We start from the raw sequence: 16,697 nt of genomic DNA, 5'->3' as shown, positions 1-16,697 counted from the left end.
CTCTTTACGCCTCGTCTGCGGCATGGAGCAGGCAAACTCCTTCCGCCTGGACATGCCCGACCGTGGTCACCAGCGCCTGCTTGGGCGGCAACGTGGCGGCAGCCTCCGACCGCGCATCGAAGGCCGCATAGGACGCTCCCCGAGACAGGGCCAACGCGGCCAGCGCGATTCCAGCCGGGAACTGGGCCTCGAAGCTATGACCAAGCATCGTCTCATAGGCACGCAATGGCGCGCCCGGCAGCCGCTCGCCGAGCACGTCGCGCTCCGCCTGCGTGATGCCCGCCACGCCCGACGCCCCGGAGAGCACCAGAACGTCCTCGGCCGCGGCGAGATCGAGTTCGTCGAGCAGACCGCCCAGCCGGTTCTTCAAACGATCTCCATCACGTCGACCGCGATCGGCCGCGACCCGCCCCAGCCTGGCATAGGCCCTCACCCCGCGCTCCGCGGCATGTTCGGCCGATTCAAGCACGAGAAAGGCGCCGACGGCACCGGGCGCGAAGCCGCCTTCGGCCGTGTCCCGCTGCAGCACCGGGCGCCATTCGTCGCTCAACAGGAAGCCGCCGAGCGCGTAGCTGTGCAGGAGATCCTTGCGCTCGGCCGAATAGGCGCCGCCGACCAGGCAGATCTGGCTCTGTCCCGCCGCGATGCGGCGAGCCGCCGTCGCGATGGCCGAAATGCCGGCGCCCTCTTCGCCCATAAAGGTCCGGGACGAGCCGGTCACCTTGTGGACGATCGAAATGTTGCCGGCCAACAGGTTCGAAAGCTGCGCCAGAAACAGGGTCGGCCGCAGCTCGTTGCCGAGCGTCTCATTGATGACCGGCTGCGGATTCGCCAGACCTCGCGAGCGTTCCATCACCAGCGCGTCCACCGCCGGATCACGCTCGCCGCCACCGGCCGCAACGATCATGTCGACCGTCGCGCGCTCGGCCTCGTCCTTGGCGACCGAGGCATCGTCGAGCGCCAGCCCCGCCGCGAAGGTCCCCAGCCTCTGCCAGGTCTCCATCTGGCGCTGATCGCCCTTCTTCGGGATCTGGCTGGACCAGTCGACCGGCGGCAGCGGATGGACGAAATAGGGCGCAAACCGCTCACGTTCGACCACCGGTCGGGGAGCCGGGGCGCCGAACAGAACGTCGGCGTGCGCGGCAATGCCCTCGCCAAGGGATGAGACGAGGCCGATGCCGGTGATCAGGACGTCGTGAGCGGGAGTCATGCTTTCGTATCAGCCTCGCTGTTCGGCTATCGCAAGCCCAATCCGCCGCGAGATGCCAAGCCTCGTGGTCGGCCGCCACCGCGAATAGGAATTGAGCCGTAGCGGCCAGAAGCCGCCCTTAAGCCGTCTGCGCCTGCCTCAGGTCGTCGATCTTGGCGCAGAGATTCTTGAGCACGAAATAGTCGGCCGTGTCCGCCTTGCCCTCGTTGACCTCCTGGGTCCACTCGGCGAGCGGAATCTTGATGCCGAACTCCTTGTCGATAGCGAAGACGATGTCGAGGAAGTCGAGAGAATCGATCCCGAGATCATCGATCGTATGGCTTTCCGGGGTAATCTGATCGCGATCGATCTCGCTCGTTTCGGCGATGATGTCGGCGACCCTGTCGAAGGTTGAAGACAAAGAACGTTTCCTTGAAATTCACATATGTCGGGACCGTCGGAAGCTATAGAAAATTCGCGGGCAAAAGCAAAGGTCGTGCCGCAGATCGCCGTCCGGCGCGTCGTCGCCGCGCTTGGGCAGAGAAGAGAATCGCGCTCAGCTGCACAGCCATGAGTTGATTTGATTTCCCGGCTATGCAATCACTTAATCGTGACAAGTTGAAAGAGAACCCTAGTAACCTCTTGAGACAGCGATAGAAAGTCGCCATTAGCTTTTTATGAGCATTTGAATTGATCACAAGACAGAAGACACCGAGATGAGCGTCGTCCATCGTCCTGCAGAAGAAGTTTTGTCGTTTCGGCGCCAGGCGGAATGGTCGATAGGGCGACGCGTCGGACGCGTCGCAACGGTCTTCAGTCGCCTGACTGCAGGAATCCACCGCCGGAACGGCGGCCTCACGGGCCCCGAGTTCCATGTCCTTATGGTTCTGGGTGCCGGCGACACCGGGAATCGCGACCTCACCTCGACGGTGATCGTCGAGAAGACGGCGATGGACAAGACCAAGGTCAGCCGTGCAGTAGCCTCGCTCGATGAACGCGGCTGGGTGAAGCGCAATCGCGCCACGTACGACCGGCGGTTCGAATATCTCTCGCTCACCGAGCAGGGCCGGCGCGCCTATGACGATCTTCTGCCGAAGGTCAAAGAAGCGGAGGCCGTCATTCTGCACGAATTGACGGAGGACGAGCGACGCTGCCTGGAGGTCGGCCTGTCGGCCTTGGACCGGGCCTTGGAGAGAAGGCGCTCGACGACGCCAATCGGAAATTCTTAAGCTCAGCCTAGCTCCGGCCCTTGCCGGCCAATCCGGAGCGTTGCGGGCTACCGACTTAAGCAAAGCCGTCGATTGACCCGCCAGTCGACCAACCTAGACTCTCGCTCCGACGCGTAGGCAGTGCGGAGCGACGATGGATCAGGTAGCAGACAGCAGGATCATCAAGCCCGGCCGCAACTGCTGGCGCATCGAGATGGCCGAGCGTTTTGCGCTGATCGTCGACGCCGAAAGCTATTTTCCCGCACTCAAGCGGGCGATCCTGCAGGCACGTCATAGCGTCTATCTGATCGGCTGGGACTTCGACACGCGAATCAAGTTCGAGCCCACGGGCTCGACGCTGGACGGCCCCAACCGGCTGGGGCGCTTCCTGACATGGATGGTGCAGACGCGGCCCGACCTGCACATCTATCTTTTGAAATGGGATCTGGGTCTGCTCACCTCCTTCGGGCGCGGCACCATGCCGCTCAGGCTGCTCGACTGGATGACCGACTCCCGCATTCGTTTTCAGCTCGATGGCGCGCATCCGACCGCCGCCGCTCACCATCACAAGATCGTCGTCATCGATGACGTTCTGGCGTTCTGCGGCGGCATCGACATCACCGCGCGGCGCTGGGACACGCCGCGCCACCTGGACGACGATCCACGGCGGCGGACCCCAGCCGGGCGTCCGCACGGGCCGTGGCACGACGCGACCTCGGCGATCGCCGGGCCGGTGGCGCAGGCGCTCGGAGAACTGGCGCGCCAGCGCTGGCAGCGCGCCACCGGAGAGACGCTGCAGGCGCCGCCGCCGCGCGACCCGCTCTGGCCGGAGGGACTTCCAACCACCCTCACGAATGTCGACATCTCGATCTCCCGGACCGTCGGCCAATACGAGGACGAATCCGAGATTCGCGAGGTCGAGACTCTCTACCTCGATGCAATCGGCCAGGCGCGTCGTACGATCTATTGCGAAAGCCAATACTTCGCCTCGCGCCGGGTTGCCGAAGCCATGGCGGCACGGCTCCGTGAGCCTGACGGACCTGAAATCGTCGTGGTCAATCCTCTCTCCGCCGACGGATTCCTGGAGCCCATCGCGATGGACACGGCGCGGTCGCGCCTGCTCCGACTGGTCCAGGCCGCGGATCACCACGATCGCTTTCGCATCTTCACGCCGGTGACCGAGGGCGGCCAGCCGATTTATGTGCATGCCAAGATCATGGTCGTCGACGACCGGTTGTTCAAAGTGGGCTCGTCGAACTTCAACAACCGCTCGCTCGGGTATGACACAGAATGCGACGTCGCCATCGAGGCGGACGACGTCTCGCCGGATGCGGGCCACATCCGCGAGGCAATCGTCGGCATCCGATCACTGTTGCTCGCCGAGCACCTCGGGATCACGCCGGAAAACTTGGACGCTCACGTCGCCGAGCATGACGGGGCACTGGTGCCCGCGATCGACAGTCTTCGAGGCTCCGGCCGTACGCTGGTTCCCTACAAGCCGAAGCAGAACACGGAGATCGAATCCCATATTGCGGAAAACGAGCTGTTCGATCCGGAGCGGCCTCCGAACGTTTGGCGCGGACTGCTGCGTCTGGTCGGGCTGCGCAAACGGCGCTTCCAATGACCCCGGACCGCCGGATTGTCGCACGCCACGTTGAGGCGTTTCCGATCGGGGTGTAGTCAAACGTTTCGAGCAACGACTTGATAACGCGCGTGCGATATTCGAAGAGCGCTAACGGAGGTTGAGATGGATCGTCTGATCGAAGGCTATCGCCGGTTTCGCGAGGAAACTTGGCCGAGCGAGAAGGCGACCTATGAAGCCTTGGCCACCTACGGACAAAGCCCTCATACGCTGGTCATCGCCTGTTCGGACTCGCGCGTCGATCCGCAGCGGGTGTTCGGTGCCGGCCCCGGCGAGATGTTCTCGGTGCGCAATGTCGCCGGCTTGGTCCCACCCTATCAGCCCGACAGCGCCTATCACGGCACCAGCGCGGCCGTGGAATACGCGGTCCGCGTGTTGAAGGTGGCACGGGTCGTCGTGCTGGGTCATGCCCAGTGTGGTGGCGTGCGGGCCATGGTCGAAGGCGCACCGTCCGATGCGCAGGGCTTCGTCGACCGGTGGATGGAAATTGCCACTCCGGCACTGAACAAGGTACCGCACGACAGACCGAAGCACGAGATCCTGCCGCTCTGCGAAGCCGCCGTCGTGCGTCTTTCGCTCGACAACCTACGGACCTTCCCCTGGCTCGAAGAGGCGCTTCAGGCGGGCACTCTGAAGCTCGAAGGCTTCCAGTTCGACATTCACACCGGCATCCTGAAGCGCCTTCAAGGCGATGAGCTGGTACCCGTCGAATAGGCCTACCAAAGCGGCCGCGGCGGGCTGCCCGGCCGCGGCTTGCCGGCCTAAACATCTGCGTCGACTGCAAAAACCCTTTTGGTTGTGGCCATGTGCCGCACATACAACCAATATGGAATCAAATGCGCTGCTCTTCGTTAGGGCAGCAGCAAGCTGCCGACACTAATATCGCCTTAGCAAGGGATTTCCAGACCCCTCGCCTTAAAGTTGATTGATCCTGGTTCTGCGGCATACGCGGGCGGGAGTATGATGCTCTCGGCTTCCCCCGGGTGCTTCGCCACTGATTTGTCGTGCGCCTTGCGTATTTCGGTAAGTTTATATTTGCATTTGAGACCCATACTTATAGTTGCATTGATTGGGTGGACGACGAGTATGCAGAGCCTCGCGGGAATTAAGACTTGTTGTCGAGATACTCAGATGATCGCGCTCTGTGAGCTCATTGATGACTTTCGGCGGGGAGGATAACGGTGTCCCACCTGTTCGGCCGGTTGATAGGCAGGTTTGACTCCCCGCAGACCCTCCAGGCGAAGATTCGCGGCCGCCGCTACAGTCCGTTGCTGTTTCTGATCCCGGTTCTTCTGATTCTTGCGATGACCGCATCGTTCGTCGTCGGCGCCGTCTATTGGTCGGCAACGAAGGTGGACGAGGCGACGAATCAGCGCGAGACGCGCCTGGTGGCCCATGCTCTCGGCAACCTGACGGGAGAAATTTCCGCCAACCAGCGGGCCTTCGCAACCCTGGACAGTACGCTGCGCGGCTCGATTCGGCAGGGCGATGGCGGGCGTTTCGAAGACCGGTTGGCCGAGTGGATGAACCAGCATCTGAAGATCGACCGGTCGATCTTCATCGACCAGGACGGCCGACGAACCTATGCCATGTCGGAGGGGCGGCATGTCGACCCCCGGGCGTTCATGCCTGAACTGACTCCTGTCATCGACGAATTTCTTGCCCAGAAGCGGGCGATGGCGGACGGTTCGACGCGGTCGATTTGGCTTCGCCGCTACGTCGTCGTCGATCGCCGGCCGGCCATGGTCTATATCGCAGACGTCACGGCCGGCTCAGGCGACCCCGCCCAGGCGACCCACGTCGTGCTGTCGTTCCTGGACGGCTGGTTCCTGCACACCTTGAGCCGCGACCTCCTCCTCCAGACGCCGCACTTCTCACTGAGCCCAGAAACCGCGCCGACCGAGGCTCACTATCCGCTCGATTCCGGCGGCGGGCCCATCGGTTATCTTGTCTGGACCGTGAAGCAGCCCGGTTTGGCCGTCTTCCGCGAGATCACGCCGGCGCTTGCCGCCGCCGTCATGGTGATGGTGCTGTTGTCGAGCACGCTGATCTATTGGCTCTACCGGATTTCGTCTCGTCTGATGATGTCCCAGGAGCATGTCCATCACCTGGCCTTCCACGATCCGCTAACGGGGCTGGCCAATCGCACGAACTTTGCCGAGCAATTGGACCTCCATCTCGACAATGCGCGCCGGAGCAAAAACAGCTTCGCGGTTCTGTTCATGGATCTCGACCGTTTCAAGCACGTCAACGACACATTCGGCCATCAGGCCGGCGACGAGCTGATCCGCCAAGTGGCCGACCGCCTGCGGACGATCTGCCGTCCGTCCGACACGGTCGCGCGGCTCGGCGGCGACGAGTTCGCTATCGTCACGGAGACCCACGAGGCCGCAGACCTGGAAGTTCTCTCCCGCCGAATCGTCGAAAGGATCTCCGCCCCCTTCGACCTCGGCGGCGTGCAGGCGTTCGTCGGGGTATCGGTCGGTGCGGTGATCGCTGTCCCGACCACCGAAGGCCAGGAGGAATTGATCCGCCGGGCCGACCTCGCGCTCTATCAATCCAAGAACCGTGGCCGCAGCGATTTCACGATCTTCAGCGACACGATGGTCGAGGCGGAAAACAACAGGCGCCGGATGGAAACCGATCTGCGCCACGCGCTGTGGTCGAACGATCAGCTCGAGGTGCACTACCAGCCGCTGCTGAACGCCGAAACCGGAGGCCTCGCCGGCCTGGAGGCGCTGCTGCGCTGGAAGCATCCGACGAAGGGGCTCGTCCAGCCGCTCGAATTCCTCCCCGTGGCCGAGGAAACCGGGCTGATCCTGCCGCTCGGCGACTGGGTCCTGCGCACCGCCTGCCGAACCGCGCTGGAGTTTCCCAATCTTCGGATCGGCGTCAACCTGTCGGCCGCCCAGGTCAAGGATCCGCGCCTCGTCGACCGGGTCATGTCGATCCTCGGCGAAACCGGCATGCCGGCCCATCGCCTCGAACTGGAAGTTCCGGAAAAGACCCTGCTCGAAAACTCCGAAACCGTTCACCGTTCGCTGCAGCAGCTGCGCAAGGCCCGCATTCGCATCGTTGTCGACGATTTTGGCGCAGGCTACACCTCGATCGGCTATCTGCGGCATCTCAAGGTCGACGGTTTGAAGGTCGACCAGAGCTTCATTCACGAGTTGGACGGCTCCAGCAGCCGGGCCGATACCGTGGTCCAGGCGATCGCCAGCCTGGCGCGGGCGCTGGAACTCGACGTAACGGCCGAAGGCGTGGAGACCGACGAGCAGATGAAACGGGCTCTGGCTGCAGGCTGCCAGGTGATGCAGGGCTATCTGATCTCGGAGGCCGTCCCGCTGGAGCGGTTAAGACGCATGCTTCCGACGTGCGATCTGCGCGGCATCAAGTCGGTCATGGACCTGACGCAACTGTCCGCCATCGTCGCAGCCTATTCCGAGGCGCGCTGAGCGCCATTGGACGAACCGGCCGGGCGCGGGTGGTAGACGGCACCGGCCATTCTCATATAGCCGTGATGGCATCGCGATCGGCCGGCCGGAGCCTCGCAGATCACAAGGTCGATTGGTGATCGCGCATGAAGGATAACGGAAGCCCCATGGCCCTATTTGCCGTTGCGCCCATGGTCGATTGGACGGACCGGCACTGTCGCTACTTCCATCGGCAGCTGAGCCGCCGCGCGCTGCTCTATACCGAGATGATTGTCGCCGATGCCATCCTGCATGGCGATCGCGACAGGCTGCTCGGGTTCGACGCCTTGGAACATCCGGTGGCGCTGCAATTGGGCGGGTCGGACCCGGCCAAGCTGGCGGAAGCCGCGCGGATCGGCCAGGATTTCGGCTACGACGAAATCAATCTCAATGTCGGATGCCCCTCGGACCGCGTGCAGTCGGGAACGTTCGGCGCCTGTCTGATGCGCGAACCGGCACTGGTCGGCGAATGCCTCGCCGCGATGAGCAATGCGGTATCCGTCCCCGTCACGGTCAAGTGCCGCATCGGCGTCGACGAACAGGATCCCGAACCGGCGCTCGACGCCATCGCCGATGTCGCCGTTGCGGCCGGAGCCTCGGGCCTCTGGGTGCATGCGCGCAAAGCCTGGCTGCAGGGCCTGAACCCCAAACAGAACCGCGACATTCCTCCCCTCGACTATGACCGCGTCCACCGACTGAAGCGGCGGCTGCCCAATGTCTTCGTCGGCCTCAATGGCGGCCTCGCGACGATCGCCATGGCCGCCGAGGCCATCGGCGCACTCGACGGCGTCATGCTGGGGCGTGGCGCCTATCAGGCGCCGGGCCAGCTCGCCGAGGTCGATGCCGCCTTTTATGGCGAGCCGCCACGCGAGTTCGACTATACCTCGCTGATCGACATCATGGCCGCCTATGCCGAACGCCACATCGCGGCCGGCGGCCGGCTGAGCCATGTCACGCGCCACATGACCGGGCTTTTCGCGGGCCTGGGGGGAGCACGCCGCTGGCGCCAGACTTTGGCCGCCAAGGCCAGCCACCGCGACGCCGGCCCGGAGGTCCTGCACGAAGCCTTCGCTCAGGTCCGGCTGGATGACGCAGACCGGCCGGAGCAGCGCAACCGGTCAGTCGCTGAGAATCATCTGGTCGCCGCGGATTTCGACGGACTCGAGGCTCGATAGGAAGCTCATCCCGAGGAGGCTGAGGCCGATCTCGCCCGATGTCACCGCCGCGCGGACATTTCGCCGCTCGATGTCGCCGATACGGACCGTGTCGAGCCAGACGGGCGCGGCGCTGGCGATGCCGTTGGCGGTGACCACCCGGGTATCGAAGCGGAGTGCCTCGACGTCGATGCCGATATGGGCGGCCGCCCGGCGATCGATGGCAACCGTACTGGCGCCGGTGTCGACAAGGAAGGTCAGCGGCGTGCCGTTGACCACCGCGTCGATGGCGAACTGGTTGTCGGCGCCGCGCGTGACAAGCACTTCGCCATTCGATAGCGTCGCCGTCCGCCCCGGGATCACGGCCGCCAGAATGCGTTCGCCCAGGTCCACGAACTTCGATCGGAAACTGTAGAGGCCGATCAGAACCGCGAAGACCAGTGCCCAGATGGCAGCGCTGCGCACCACATGGGTCAAGCGCGTTTGCAACAGAATGACCAGTCCCGCGCCGAGGAACAGTCCCCAGGCCGACAGCCGAAGCAATTGGGCAAAGTCGCCGTCGCGCAAGCCTCCGATCATGCCGTCGCCATCGAGAACCAGCAGCAGGCCGCCGACGATCAGCAGAGCAACAAGCAGGAACAGGAGGCTGCCGCGTCGCATGAATCGGAACTCGTGAAATGGCGCGATCGCACCAGTGTATCTGTCGCTAAAGTGGGATCGCCCGGAGATCGTGCAAGCGCCGCCGATTCCGGCCACCTGCCCATACCGGCACGACGTCGGCGGAACTGTCCTGCGCGCTTTAAAGACGCGTCTCAGGACGCCGTTGCCATCGCGGGCATGATCTCCAGAACGCGGGTGCAGGGAAAGATCGCGATGACTTCCGTGCCCTCGCGCAGTTTCGACTGAAGTCGAAACACGCCGTCGTGCATCTGGACGAGCGCCTGAACGATCGGCAGCCCGAGGCCGGTGCCCTGCTCTGCCGACTTGATCGCCGCCGAGCCCTGGCCGAACGACGACATCACGACCGGGATTTCATCCTCCGGGATGCCCGGACCGTTGTCGTGCACCGAGACGTACTCGCCGCCGCCCGCCGTCCAGCCGACGCGCACCACCACCTCGCCGCCGTTCGGCGTAAACTTCACCGCATTCGACAGAAGGTTCAGGATCACCTGCCGGACGGCGCGCTCGTCCGCCCAGAGATTGGGCAGATCGCGCTCGAACTGGCTCACCAGCGAGATCGACTTGGCCTGCGCCTTGAGCTGGATATAGCTGATGCAGTCCTTGGCGATGCCGACGAGGTCGATCGCCTCCTCGTTCAGTGTATAGCGGCCAGCCTCGATCCGCGACAGATCGAGGATTTCGTTGATGACATTGAGCAGGTGCCGGCCCGAATTGTGGATGTCGCGAACATACTCGCCATAGGTCGGATTGCCGATCGGACCGAGAATCTCGTTCGAGATGACTTCAGAAAAGCCGAGGATGGCGTTGAGCGGCGTACGCAATTCGTGGCTCATGGTCGCCAGGAATCGTGATTTGGCCAGGTTGGCCTCCTCCGCCCGGCGACGGGCCTCGTCGGAAACGATCCGCGCCGTCTCGAGCTCGGCGATCAGCTCGTCTTTTTCGGCCTGGTGCTTCAGCCGATCCAAGGCGTTGCGCCGAAGCTGGTCGGACACCATCATGAAGAAGGGCACGGCGACGATGAGCACGCCGCGCATGGCGAGCATCACCGGATCGGGGTCTTCCGCCATGCGGTAGACCAGGACGGCGATCACCGGGAGGAAGCCGAAGCCGGTGCCCTTCAGGTTGAACGAGACCATGGCGGTCAGCGCGATCACCAGAAGCAGGATCGCGAACTGGAAGATGTCGAAGCGCAGGGGCTCGCAGGTGTCGCACCCCAGTCCCGCGAAATAGGCCCAGCTCAGACCCACCGCCATATGGCCGGCCAGCAGCAGACGGCTCCATGCCTCCAGGCTCCACTCGTCGTGGCCCATGCTTTGGAAGCGGCGAATGACGAGAGTGAGGGTCGCGTGCGCGAGCAGCGACAGGACCAGCCAGAGGAGCGCGGCCGGCATACCGATGAAGGCCGACAACGCGAAACAGGTTACGACGATCGAGGCCAGCGCTACGATGGCAGCGCTCTTGAGCACCGCCACATGCTGGACCAGCAGTTCGCGGTCGAAGCGCGGCGCAACGCCTCGCTTCGATGTCAGCCGGTCGCGCGTCGCCCGAAGCATCCTGGCAAGCTCGACGTCGCGCGGCGTATTGCGCCGTGCAAGCACGTTCTTGTCATAAGTTGACTCGGCTACGACAGACATGTGAGCGCGATCGGTGACCCTGGCGGAGCGGACGGCTGAGCCGCTATCTTCTTGCCGAAAGTTTAAAGAAATGCCTTAAGGAAGAGCGAAAAATCGCCGTTGGCCCGCGGCCGCGGCATAGGCCCGCTTATTTCAGCGATGAAGTTCCACCGACACGTCGGCGCTTGTCTCAGGCGGCTCGACAGTGCATCCCCTTTCCGGATGAGCTTTGACGAACCGCCGGGCAACGACGGGCTGAACACCGGACGATTTGGAAGGAACGGGATGCGGTTTCGGCCCCGCTTGCCTATCTTGAGCGCCCACCGATGCGATCGAATGAGGACCCATGGACCGGCTCGACAAAAAGATCCTGAGGCTTCTGCAGGAGGACTCTACCCTCGCCGTGGCCGATGTGGCCAAGCGAGTGGGGCTGTCGACGACGCCCTGCTGGCGCCGCATCCAGAAGCTGGAGGAGGAAGGCGTCATCCGCAGGCGCGCCGCCGTGCTCGATCCGCGCAAGGTCAACGTGCCAGTGACGGTCTTCGTCTCGATCCGCACCAACTCGCATTCCCACGAATGGCTGAAACGCTTTTCGGAGGTGATCGGCGAATTTCCGGAGGTGGTGGAGTTCTACCGGATGAGCGGCGACGTCGACTATCTCCTGCGCGTGGTCGTCCCGGACATCGCTGCTTATGACGCTTTCTACAAGCGCCTGATCGGCCGCATCGAGATCCGCGACGTGTCGTCCGCCTTCGCCATGGAGCAGATCAAGTACACGACAGAATTGCCGTTGGACTACATGGTGCTGGAGAAGGAGCCGCGCGAAAGCTGACGCGGCGGGCTTTCGCCCGTTACCGGCCCTGTCTGCGGTCGGGTGGATGCTGGCCCTCTCGTCCGCGCATCGCGCAGGCGGTGGGGCGGAAGACGATCCGCCAGTCCCTGCCCCGGTACGCGAGACCTTTGGCCGAGGCTTTGGGACGGAGGCTCGTCAAGCACATCCTTTGTACTCAGGAGGTCTTACCGAGTGACTAACGCGGCGCGGCAGCTCGCAAAGAAATATTGAAATCCCGACGACAAAACGACGCACGCGCCAGCACTCGGTAGCGACACCAAGTCTGCGCGTCGGCAAAGATCATGCGTGACGGAAAGAGCAGGCCGTAAAGCAATCGGCCAGAAGGTCGAGATCAACCGGGACGGTCTGGACGAGAGCCCGTTCGATCGCGTACCGGTCAAACTCTTGATCCAGAAGCCATTCGACGGTCTGACGCAGCAAGACGGGATCATCGAGTCGCGGTGGCAGGGTATCGTTTAGAAAGCACGGAAGCATCGCGGATCCAGGCCCAGGTCACGACGAATCAGCATTGCCACTCATCAATACCATTTATAGTTAACAAATGGTAATCGGCCGGCATTCGTAGCCTGCCGGCCGACCTGGAACTTTTCTAAAGGATCGTCTTTTCTGGTCACCCCGTGGGGGAGATGACTAGTTGACGCTGTCCTGAACGGCATCAGCCGTCGCGTTGACGTCCCGGCCGACACCGCGAACGGTGTTGGCGCAAGCGACGAGCGTGAAACTTGTGGCGAGAACCAGAGAAATGATGGCAAGGCGCCGGGGCATGTCGATCTCCTCATACTGACTGATGTTCAATGAACGAGGAGGCGGTTCTTGCGGTTCCTTGGGACTGCAAAGCGGCGTTGCCGATCGATCGGCGCTGACGCGGGTGTGTGTCTGCCCCAGAGTTGCCGTTCTCGGAACAAAGTTCATTCATCTTATTTTGTTTCACCCGATTGTAGAGTTTGTGCTAGCCGTTGCCGTCGTTCAGAAGCCCCAGAGAGTGCTCGTTGTCCGCCATCCCCCAAACCTCGACGCGCCGGACCAAGCAACGGACACAACGCCGCATCTCTGCGATCCTGCGCGATCTGGCCGCGCGGCGCGATGGCGAACATATGACCGTCGGCGATCTGTCGACCGCGTTCGACGGTCGCGTCTTCGGCGCCTTCTTCATCCTGTTCGGCGGCTTCAACCTCATTCCGCTGCCGCCGGGCGCATCCCTGATCTCCGGGTTGCCGCTGATTCTGATCTCGCTGCAGCTCGCTCTCGGCCGGCGGCGCCTCTGGCTGCCGGAGCGCATCCGCCGGGCGCGGGTCAGCCGCGATCTCCTGTACCGCTTCAGCACCCGCATCGGGCCGATGCTGCGCCGCCTCGAGCGCCTCGCCCGCCCTCGTTTCTGGCCGGCCGGCGATGTGCTCGTCGCCTCGGCGATCGGCTGGCTGGCGCTGGCTCTTGCCGTTCTGGTCTCCATCCCGATGCCGTTCACCAACATGTTTCCCGGCGTCGCCATCGCCCTTCTCGGCATGGCACTGACGGCGCGCGACGGCATCTGGCTGGCGGCCGCCACCATCGTCGCAGCCGGCTCGATCCTCTTTCTCGCGGTCTTCTACGGTGCGGCTCTTCTGGCCGTTCTGGCCATCGTCTAGACTGCTGCGCGATACCGGCCGAGACTTCGGCATCGTGGTGCGAGCGGGGTGAACGTGGCTGAGCTGGAAGTGACCTTCTGGCGCGATATTCCGGCCCTGGTTGCCGTGCACGGCCGGGGCCGGTCCGTGCGCCGGGAAATGCCGATCCGCTTTGGCGACGCGATCGACGCCGTCGCCGCCAGCGAAGGGCTGGATTCGCCGGCCGCCGATGCCAGCCAGTTTCGCACGTCGCGCGTCGAGATCGAAGCCGACGATCCCGAACCGGAGGTGCGGCGCCTCATCGAGCAGCTCGACCGAAGCTACGGGCCTGCGCGGCTGCGCCGTCTAGTGGCGAACGGCGGCCGCGAACCCTAGCAAGCGTTGCCCGGTCCGCTTCTGCGAGGCGGATCGGGCAACGCTACGGCTGCATCCAGCGCTGTTGCCGCTCCTGCCACATCTTCTCGCCGATCAGGCAATCGATGGCCGGCTCGGCTTGAACGCGGATGATCGGCCGCTCGGGCGCCCTCTCCTGCGGCCAGCCGCCGGCCAATTCCATCACCAGCTTGCGGCGCACGGCCTCGGGAAACTGTTCCCAGTCGTTTACCGGGATCATGAACGCGCCGGGTCCGCCGATCACGCAGTCCGAGTAGTAGCGGTCGAGGTTCTGGATCGATCCCCAGGACGAATAGCCATGCTCGAAGCCCGACGTCATCAGCGGCAGCCCGTTGATGGCGATCCCTTTCGATGCGGCTTCGTCACGGGCGTCCACGACGGACCGCCCCTCGTTGTTGGGGCCGTCGCCGGAAATGTCGATCACCCGCCGGAGTCCGGCATAGCCGTTGCCGTCGAACAGCGAAGCCGAATAGTCGATCGCGTTGGAGATCGAGGTCCGCCGGCCGCGGCCGGGCTCTTCGTTGGCCAGGCGGTAGGCGAAGGCATCGGCCGCATCCTTGGAGTCGATGAGGCTCCAGGGAATGACCGTCTCCTGGGTGAAACTGCCGGCCCATTCCACATAGGTCACGGCCACCCGACCCCATCCCGACTCGAGAATGGCGCTCTGCACCTCCTCGCTCCGGAAGGCGGCCGCGTAGCCGGCACGCTGAATCTCCTGCTCCTCGCCGTTCATCGACCAGGAGACGTCGACGGCGAGAACCAGCTCGACGTCAACACGCTCCCCGTTCTCAGCCTGCGCCATCGCGCCGCCGGCATGAGAACAGAAGCAAGCCGCCACGGCGGCGATCTGAGGTCTTGGGAAGAATCGTTTTAAGGTCCGCATTCGCCGACGGTCTTATCAAGGTCGCCGGCGCGCAATTCACAAGAGCGTTAATTCGTCAGTCAACACATTGCGGCATAAGTGAAAACGCCAGATGCCGCGGTTCTCGGCCCAGCTTCCATGTGACGCCAAAAGTTCATTAACCAAATGATCGCACCTTTATTTGCGACCTCGCGGATCACGTCTGCAGCGAATCAGGCGCTCTGCCACGCTGATTTCAAAGGAACGACGGGGAGACTCCGGTGACATCGACAACCAGCGATCATCCGACGACGGACAGGCGGATGATGCTATCGTCGCCCCTTGTCCTGCTTGCCGTCGTTGTCGTCGTCCTTGCGGTTCTTCTTGCGCTGCCGCTGACTGTACCGATCGGCCCGCAATACTGGGACCTTTTCATCTATTTCGACGCGGCCAACCGCATCTTCGACGGGCAGTTCCCCAGCGTCGATTTCTTCGCCCCGGTCGGCCCTCTCGGCTACTGGCTGTTCGCTCTGCTGATCGAGATTTTTCCCCGGGCCCAGCCGCTGTTTCTGGTGCAGTGGTCGCTGCTCGTGGTCACCGCGCCGTTGATGGCGCTAATCCTCCTCGACGTCGATCGCCGGTCGCGCAGCGTCGCGCTGGCCCTGCTCGTTCCTTTCCTGATCTTTTCGATCCTGCCCGTCAATATCGAGGAATATTCGCATTTTCCGAGCGTCGATGGCTATGGCATCTACAATCGCCAGACCGTTCATCTGCTCTACGTGCTGACCGCCGCCCTGGCCCTGGTTCGCGGCAAGAAGACGCTGCTGATGGTCGTGGCGGTCTGCGCGCTCGCTCTCTTTCTCGGCAAGATCACCGGCTTCGTCGCGGCGATGATCCTCTGCCTGTTCGCCTTCGCCGTCGGACGCCTCGCCTTGTCGGTGGCGTTCGGCGCGGCACTCGTGTTTCTGGCGGGGCTGGGAGCGCTGGAGGCTTTGACCGGCGTCGTCAGCGCCTATGTCAGGGACATTCTGGCGCTCGTATTCCTCAACGAAGGCGAGCTGCTGCCGCGCTTCGTCCAGGCGGCGTCCATCCATTTCGGCGTCTTCGCCTCGGGCTGCCTGCTGGTTCTCGCGCTGCTGCTGATGCGGCCGCAGCGACCGGCCTCGCCGGCCTCTCCTCCCCCATCCGCCTTTGTCAGGGTGCAAACCTTCCTGGACGGCGACGCATGCTGGCTCGCCGTCGTCCTGTTCGCCGCCCTGTTCTTCGAAACCCAGAACACCGGCGGGCAGGCCTTCATCTTCATCTGGCCGGTGCTGCTGGTCGTCCTCATCCACGCCACGCGGTTCCACGGCCGCGGGCTCGTCGTGATCTTCAGCCTGGTGGCGGCGACGGTCCTGCCGACCACGGTCGACATCCTGCATCGCAGCGCCCGCGCCTTCATCGGGCAGATCAAATACGAAAAGCTCGCAAACCAGCACCTGAAGACACTCGGCGCGGTCAACCAGCGCTCCGAATTCATGGCGCACGCCCGAACCATGCTCGACGTCTACCAGCGTTTTCCGCAGACCTATCAGTACATCGCCGACCAGGGCGAACTGCCGGGCTTCACGCTCTACACCGATCCGGATTTCCAGATCACCTGGCTGATGGCGGTCGACCAGGCGGTGGATGCAATCCTCGGCTACGAGGCGGACCACGCCGTCCGGTTCGAAACGATCATGAACCTGAACTTCGTCAACCCGTTCCCCTGGCTGCTCGACCGCCACGCGCCCCGGCTGGTCGCCATCGGCGCCGATCCCTATCGCGCAGTCCCGCCGCCCAGCGACGCGGTGCTGGCGGAGGTCGCCCGGACCGACCTCGTGCTCTATCCGAAATGCCCGATCACCGGCGCCAATATCGCGCTAAGGACCATCTACCAGGCCGGCCTGGAGGGCCACCAGCGGGTCGCGCTGTCGCCCTGCTGGGACGGCTACATCAGAACCGGATTGCGCTCCGCCGACCGACCGGCCGGCGACACCGCACCCGTTCAATAGGAAAAGCCGGGAC

General features: G+C 63.6%; 16 protein-coding genes. 10 read left to right on the top strand and 6 right to left on the bottom strand.

Annotated features, from left to right (window positions below; translation table 11 throughout):
* Positions 1-4: 4 nt before the first annotated feature.
* Together SMD10_RS07300 and SMD10_RS07295 are read right to left on the bottom strand one after the other, a co-directional pair.
* Positions 5-1,210: a beta-ketoacyl-ACP synthase gene (locus tag SMD10_RS07300; protein WP_331685012.1), complete on the bottom strand. Its 1,206-nt coding sequence runs from the start codon at positions 1,208-1,210 to the stop codon at positions 5-7.
* 118 nt (positions 1,211-1,328) lie between these two features.
* A complete protein-coding gene (locus SMD10_RS07295; RefSeq protein ID WP_331685011.1) occupies positions 1,329-1,610 on the bottom strand; it encodes an acyl carrier protein in 282 nt (93 codons plus the stop codon).
* Between the two features lie 295 nt (positions 1,611-1,905).
* Here SMD10_RS07295 and SMD10_RS07290 point away from each other — a divergent pair, with 295 nt between their 5' ends.
* From SMD10_RS07290 to dusA, 5 genes are all read left to right on the top strand, one after another.
* Entirely contained in the window at positions 1,906-2,418 is a 513-nt protein-coding gene (locus SMD10_RS07290; RefSeq protein WP_331685010.1) for a MarR family winged helix-turn-helix transcriptional regulator, read from the top strand.
* Positions 2,419-2,551: 133 nt separating this feature from the next.
* Positions 2,552-4,021 (top strand): phospholipase D-like domain-containing protein, encoded by a 1,470-nt coding sequence (locus SMD10_RS07285; protein ID WP_331685009.1) that lies wholly within the window; start codon positions 2,552-2,554, stop codon positions 4,019-4,021.
* Between the two features lie 123 nt (positions 4,022-4,144).
* Positions 4,145-4,753 (top strand): carbonic anhydrase, encoded by a 609-nt coding sequence (locus SMD10_RS07280; protein ID WP_331685008.1) that lies wholly within the window; start codon positions 4,145-4,147, stop codon positions 4,751-4,753.
* A 590-nt stretch (positions 4,754-5,343) separates the two neighbouring features.
* Positions 5,344-7,494, top strand: a complete 2,151-nt coding sequence (locus SMD10_RS07275) for a putative bifunctional diguanylate cyclase/phosphodiesterase (protein ID WP_331685007.1) — start codon at positions 5,344-5,346, stop codon at positions 7,492-7,494.
* 146 nt (positions 7,495-7,640) lie between these two features.
* Positions 7,641-8,687 (top strand): tRNA dihydrouridine(20/20a) synthase DusA, encoded by a 1,047-nt coding sequence (gene dusA, locus SMD10_RS07270; RefSeq protein WP_331685006.1) that lies wholly within the window; start codon positions 7,641-7,643, stop codon positions 8,685-8,687.
* Here the strand turns inward: dusA and SMD10_RS07265 are convergent.
* Positions 8,631-9,326 (bottom strand): retropepsin-like aspartic protease family protein, encoded by a 696-nt coding sequence (locus tag SMD10_RS07265; protein ID WP_331685005.1) that lies wholly within the window; start codon positions 9,324-9,326, stop codon positions 8,631-8,633. The two genes, dusA and SMD10_RS07265, sit on opposite strands and share 57 nt — an antisense overlap.
* A gap of 152 nt (positions 9,327-9,478) precedes the next feature.
* The gene (locus SMD10_RS07260) at positions 9,479-10,981 is read right to left on the bottom strand and encodes a sensor histidine kinase (RefSeq protein ID WP_331685004.1); all 1,503 of its coding nucleotides are present in this window, start codon (positions 10,979-10,981) and stop codon (positions 9,479-9,481) included.
* A 325-nt stretch (positions 10,982-11,306) separates the two neighbouring features.
* Between SMD10_RS07260 and SMD10_RS07255 the strand changes: the two genes are divergently transcribed.
* Complete coding sequence (locus tag SMD10_RS07255) at positions 11,307-11,792, top strand: Lrp/AsnC family transcriptional regulator (protein WP_331685003.1); 486 nt, start codon at positions 11,307-11,309, stop codon at positions 11,790-11,792.
* A 306-nt stretch (positions 11,793-12,098) separates the two neighbouring features.
* On the top strand, positions 12,099-12,272 hold the full coding sequence (locus SMD10_RS07250) for a hypothetical protein (RefSeq protein WP_331685002.1): 174 nt from the start codon (positions 12,099-12,101) through the stop codon (positions 12,270-12,272).
* A gap of 171 nt (positions 12,273-12,443) precedes the next feature.
* Here the strand turns inward: SMD10_RS07250 and SMD10_RS07245 are convergent, their stop codons facing one another.
* Positions 12,444-12,578: an entericidin EcnAB gene (locus SMD10_RS07245; RefSeq protein ID WP_331685001.1), complete on the bottom strand. Its 135-nt coding sequence runs from the start codon at positions 12,576-12,578 to the stop codon at positions 12,444-12,446.
* A 224-nt stretch (positions 12,579-12,802) separates the two neighbouring features.
* Between SMD10_RS07245 and SMD10_RS07240 the strand changes: the two genes are divergently transcribed.
* Both SMD10_RS07240 and SMD10_RS07235 read left to right on the top strand, forming a co-directional pair.
* On the top strand, positions 12,803-13,438 hold the full coding sequence (locus SMD10_RS07240; protein ID WP_331685000.1) for an exopolysaccharide biosynthesis protein: 636 nt from the start codon (positions 12,803-12,805) through the stop codon (positions 13,436-13,438).
* A gap of 54 nt (positions 13,439-13,492) precedes the next feature.
* The gene (locus tag SMD10_RS07235) at positions 13,493-13,792 is read left to right on the top strand and encodes a virulence factor (RefSeq protein ID WP_331684999.1); all 300 of its coding nucleotides are present in this window, start codon (positions 13,493-13,495) and stop codon (positions 13,790-13,792) included.
* Positions 13,793-13,835: 43 nt separating this feature from the next.
* Here SMD10_RS07235 and SMD10_RS07230 read toward each other — a convergent pair whose 3' ends face one another.
* On the bottom strand, positions 13,836-14,612 hold the full coding sequence (locus SMD10_RS07230; RefSeq protein WP_331684998.1) for a DUF1194 domain-containing protein: 777 nt from the start codon (positions 14,610-14,612) through the stop codon (positions 13,836-13,838).
* A gap of 320 nt (positions 14,613-14,932) precedes the next feature.
* On the opposite strand from SMD10_RS07230, the gene SMD10_RS07225 reads away from it, so the two are divergent.
* Positions 14,933-16,684 carry a hypothetical protein gene (locus tag SMD10_RS07225; protein WP_331684997.1) on the top strand — a complete coding sequence of 584 codons (1,752 nt, stop codon included), beginning with the start codon at positions 14,933-14,935 and terminating at the stop codon, positions 16,682-16,684.
* Positions 16,685-16,697 lie beyond the last annotated feature (13 nt).

It is taken from the genome of Consotaella aegiceratis (genome assembly GCF_036541425.1).
GTDB lineage: Bacteria > Pseudomonadota > Alphaproteobacteria > Rhizobiales > Rhizobiaceae > Consotaella > Consotaella aegiceratis.
This window is presented reverse-complemented; position numbering and strand designations above follow the sequence as displayed.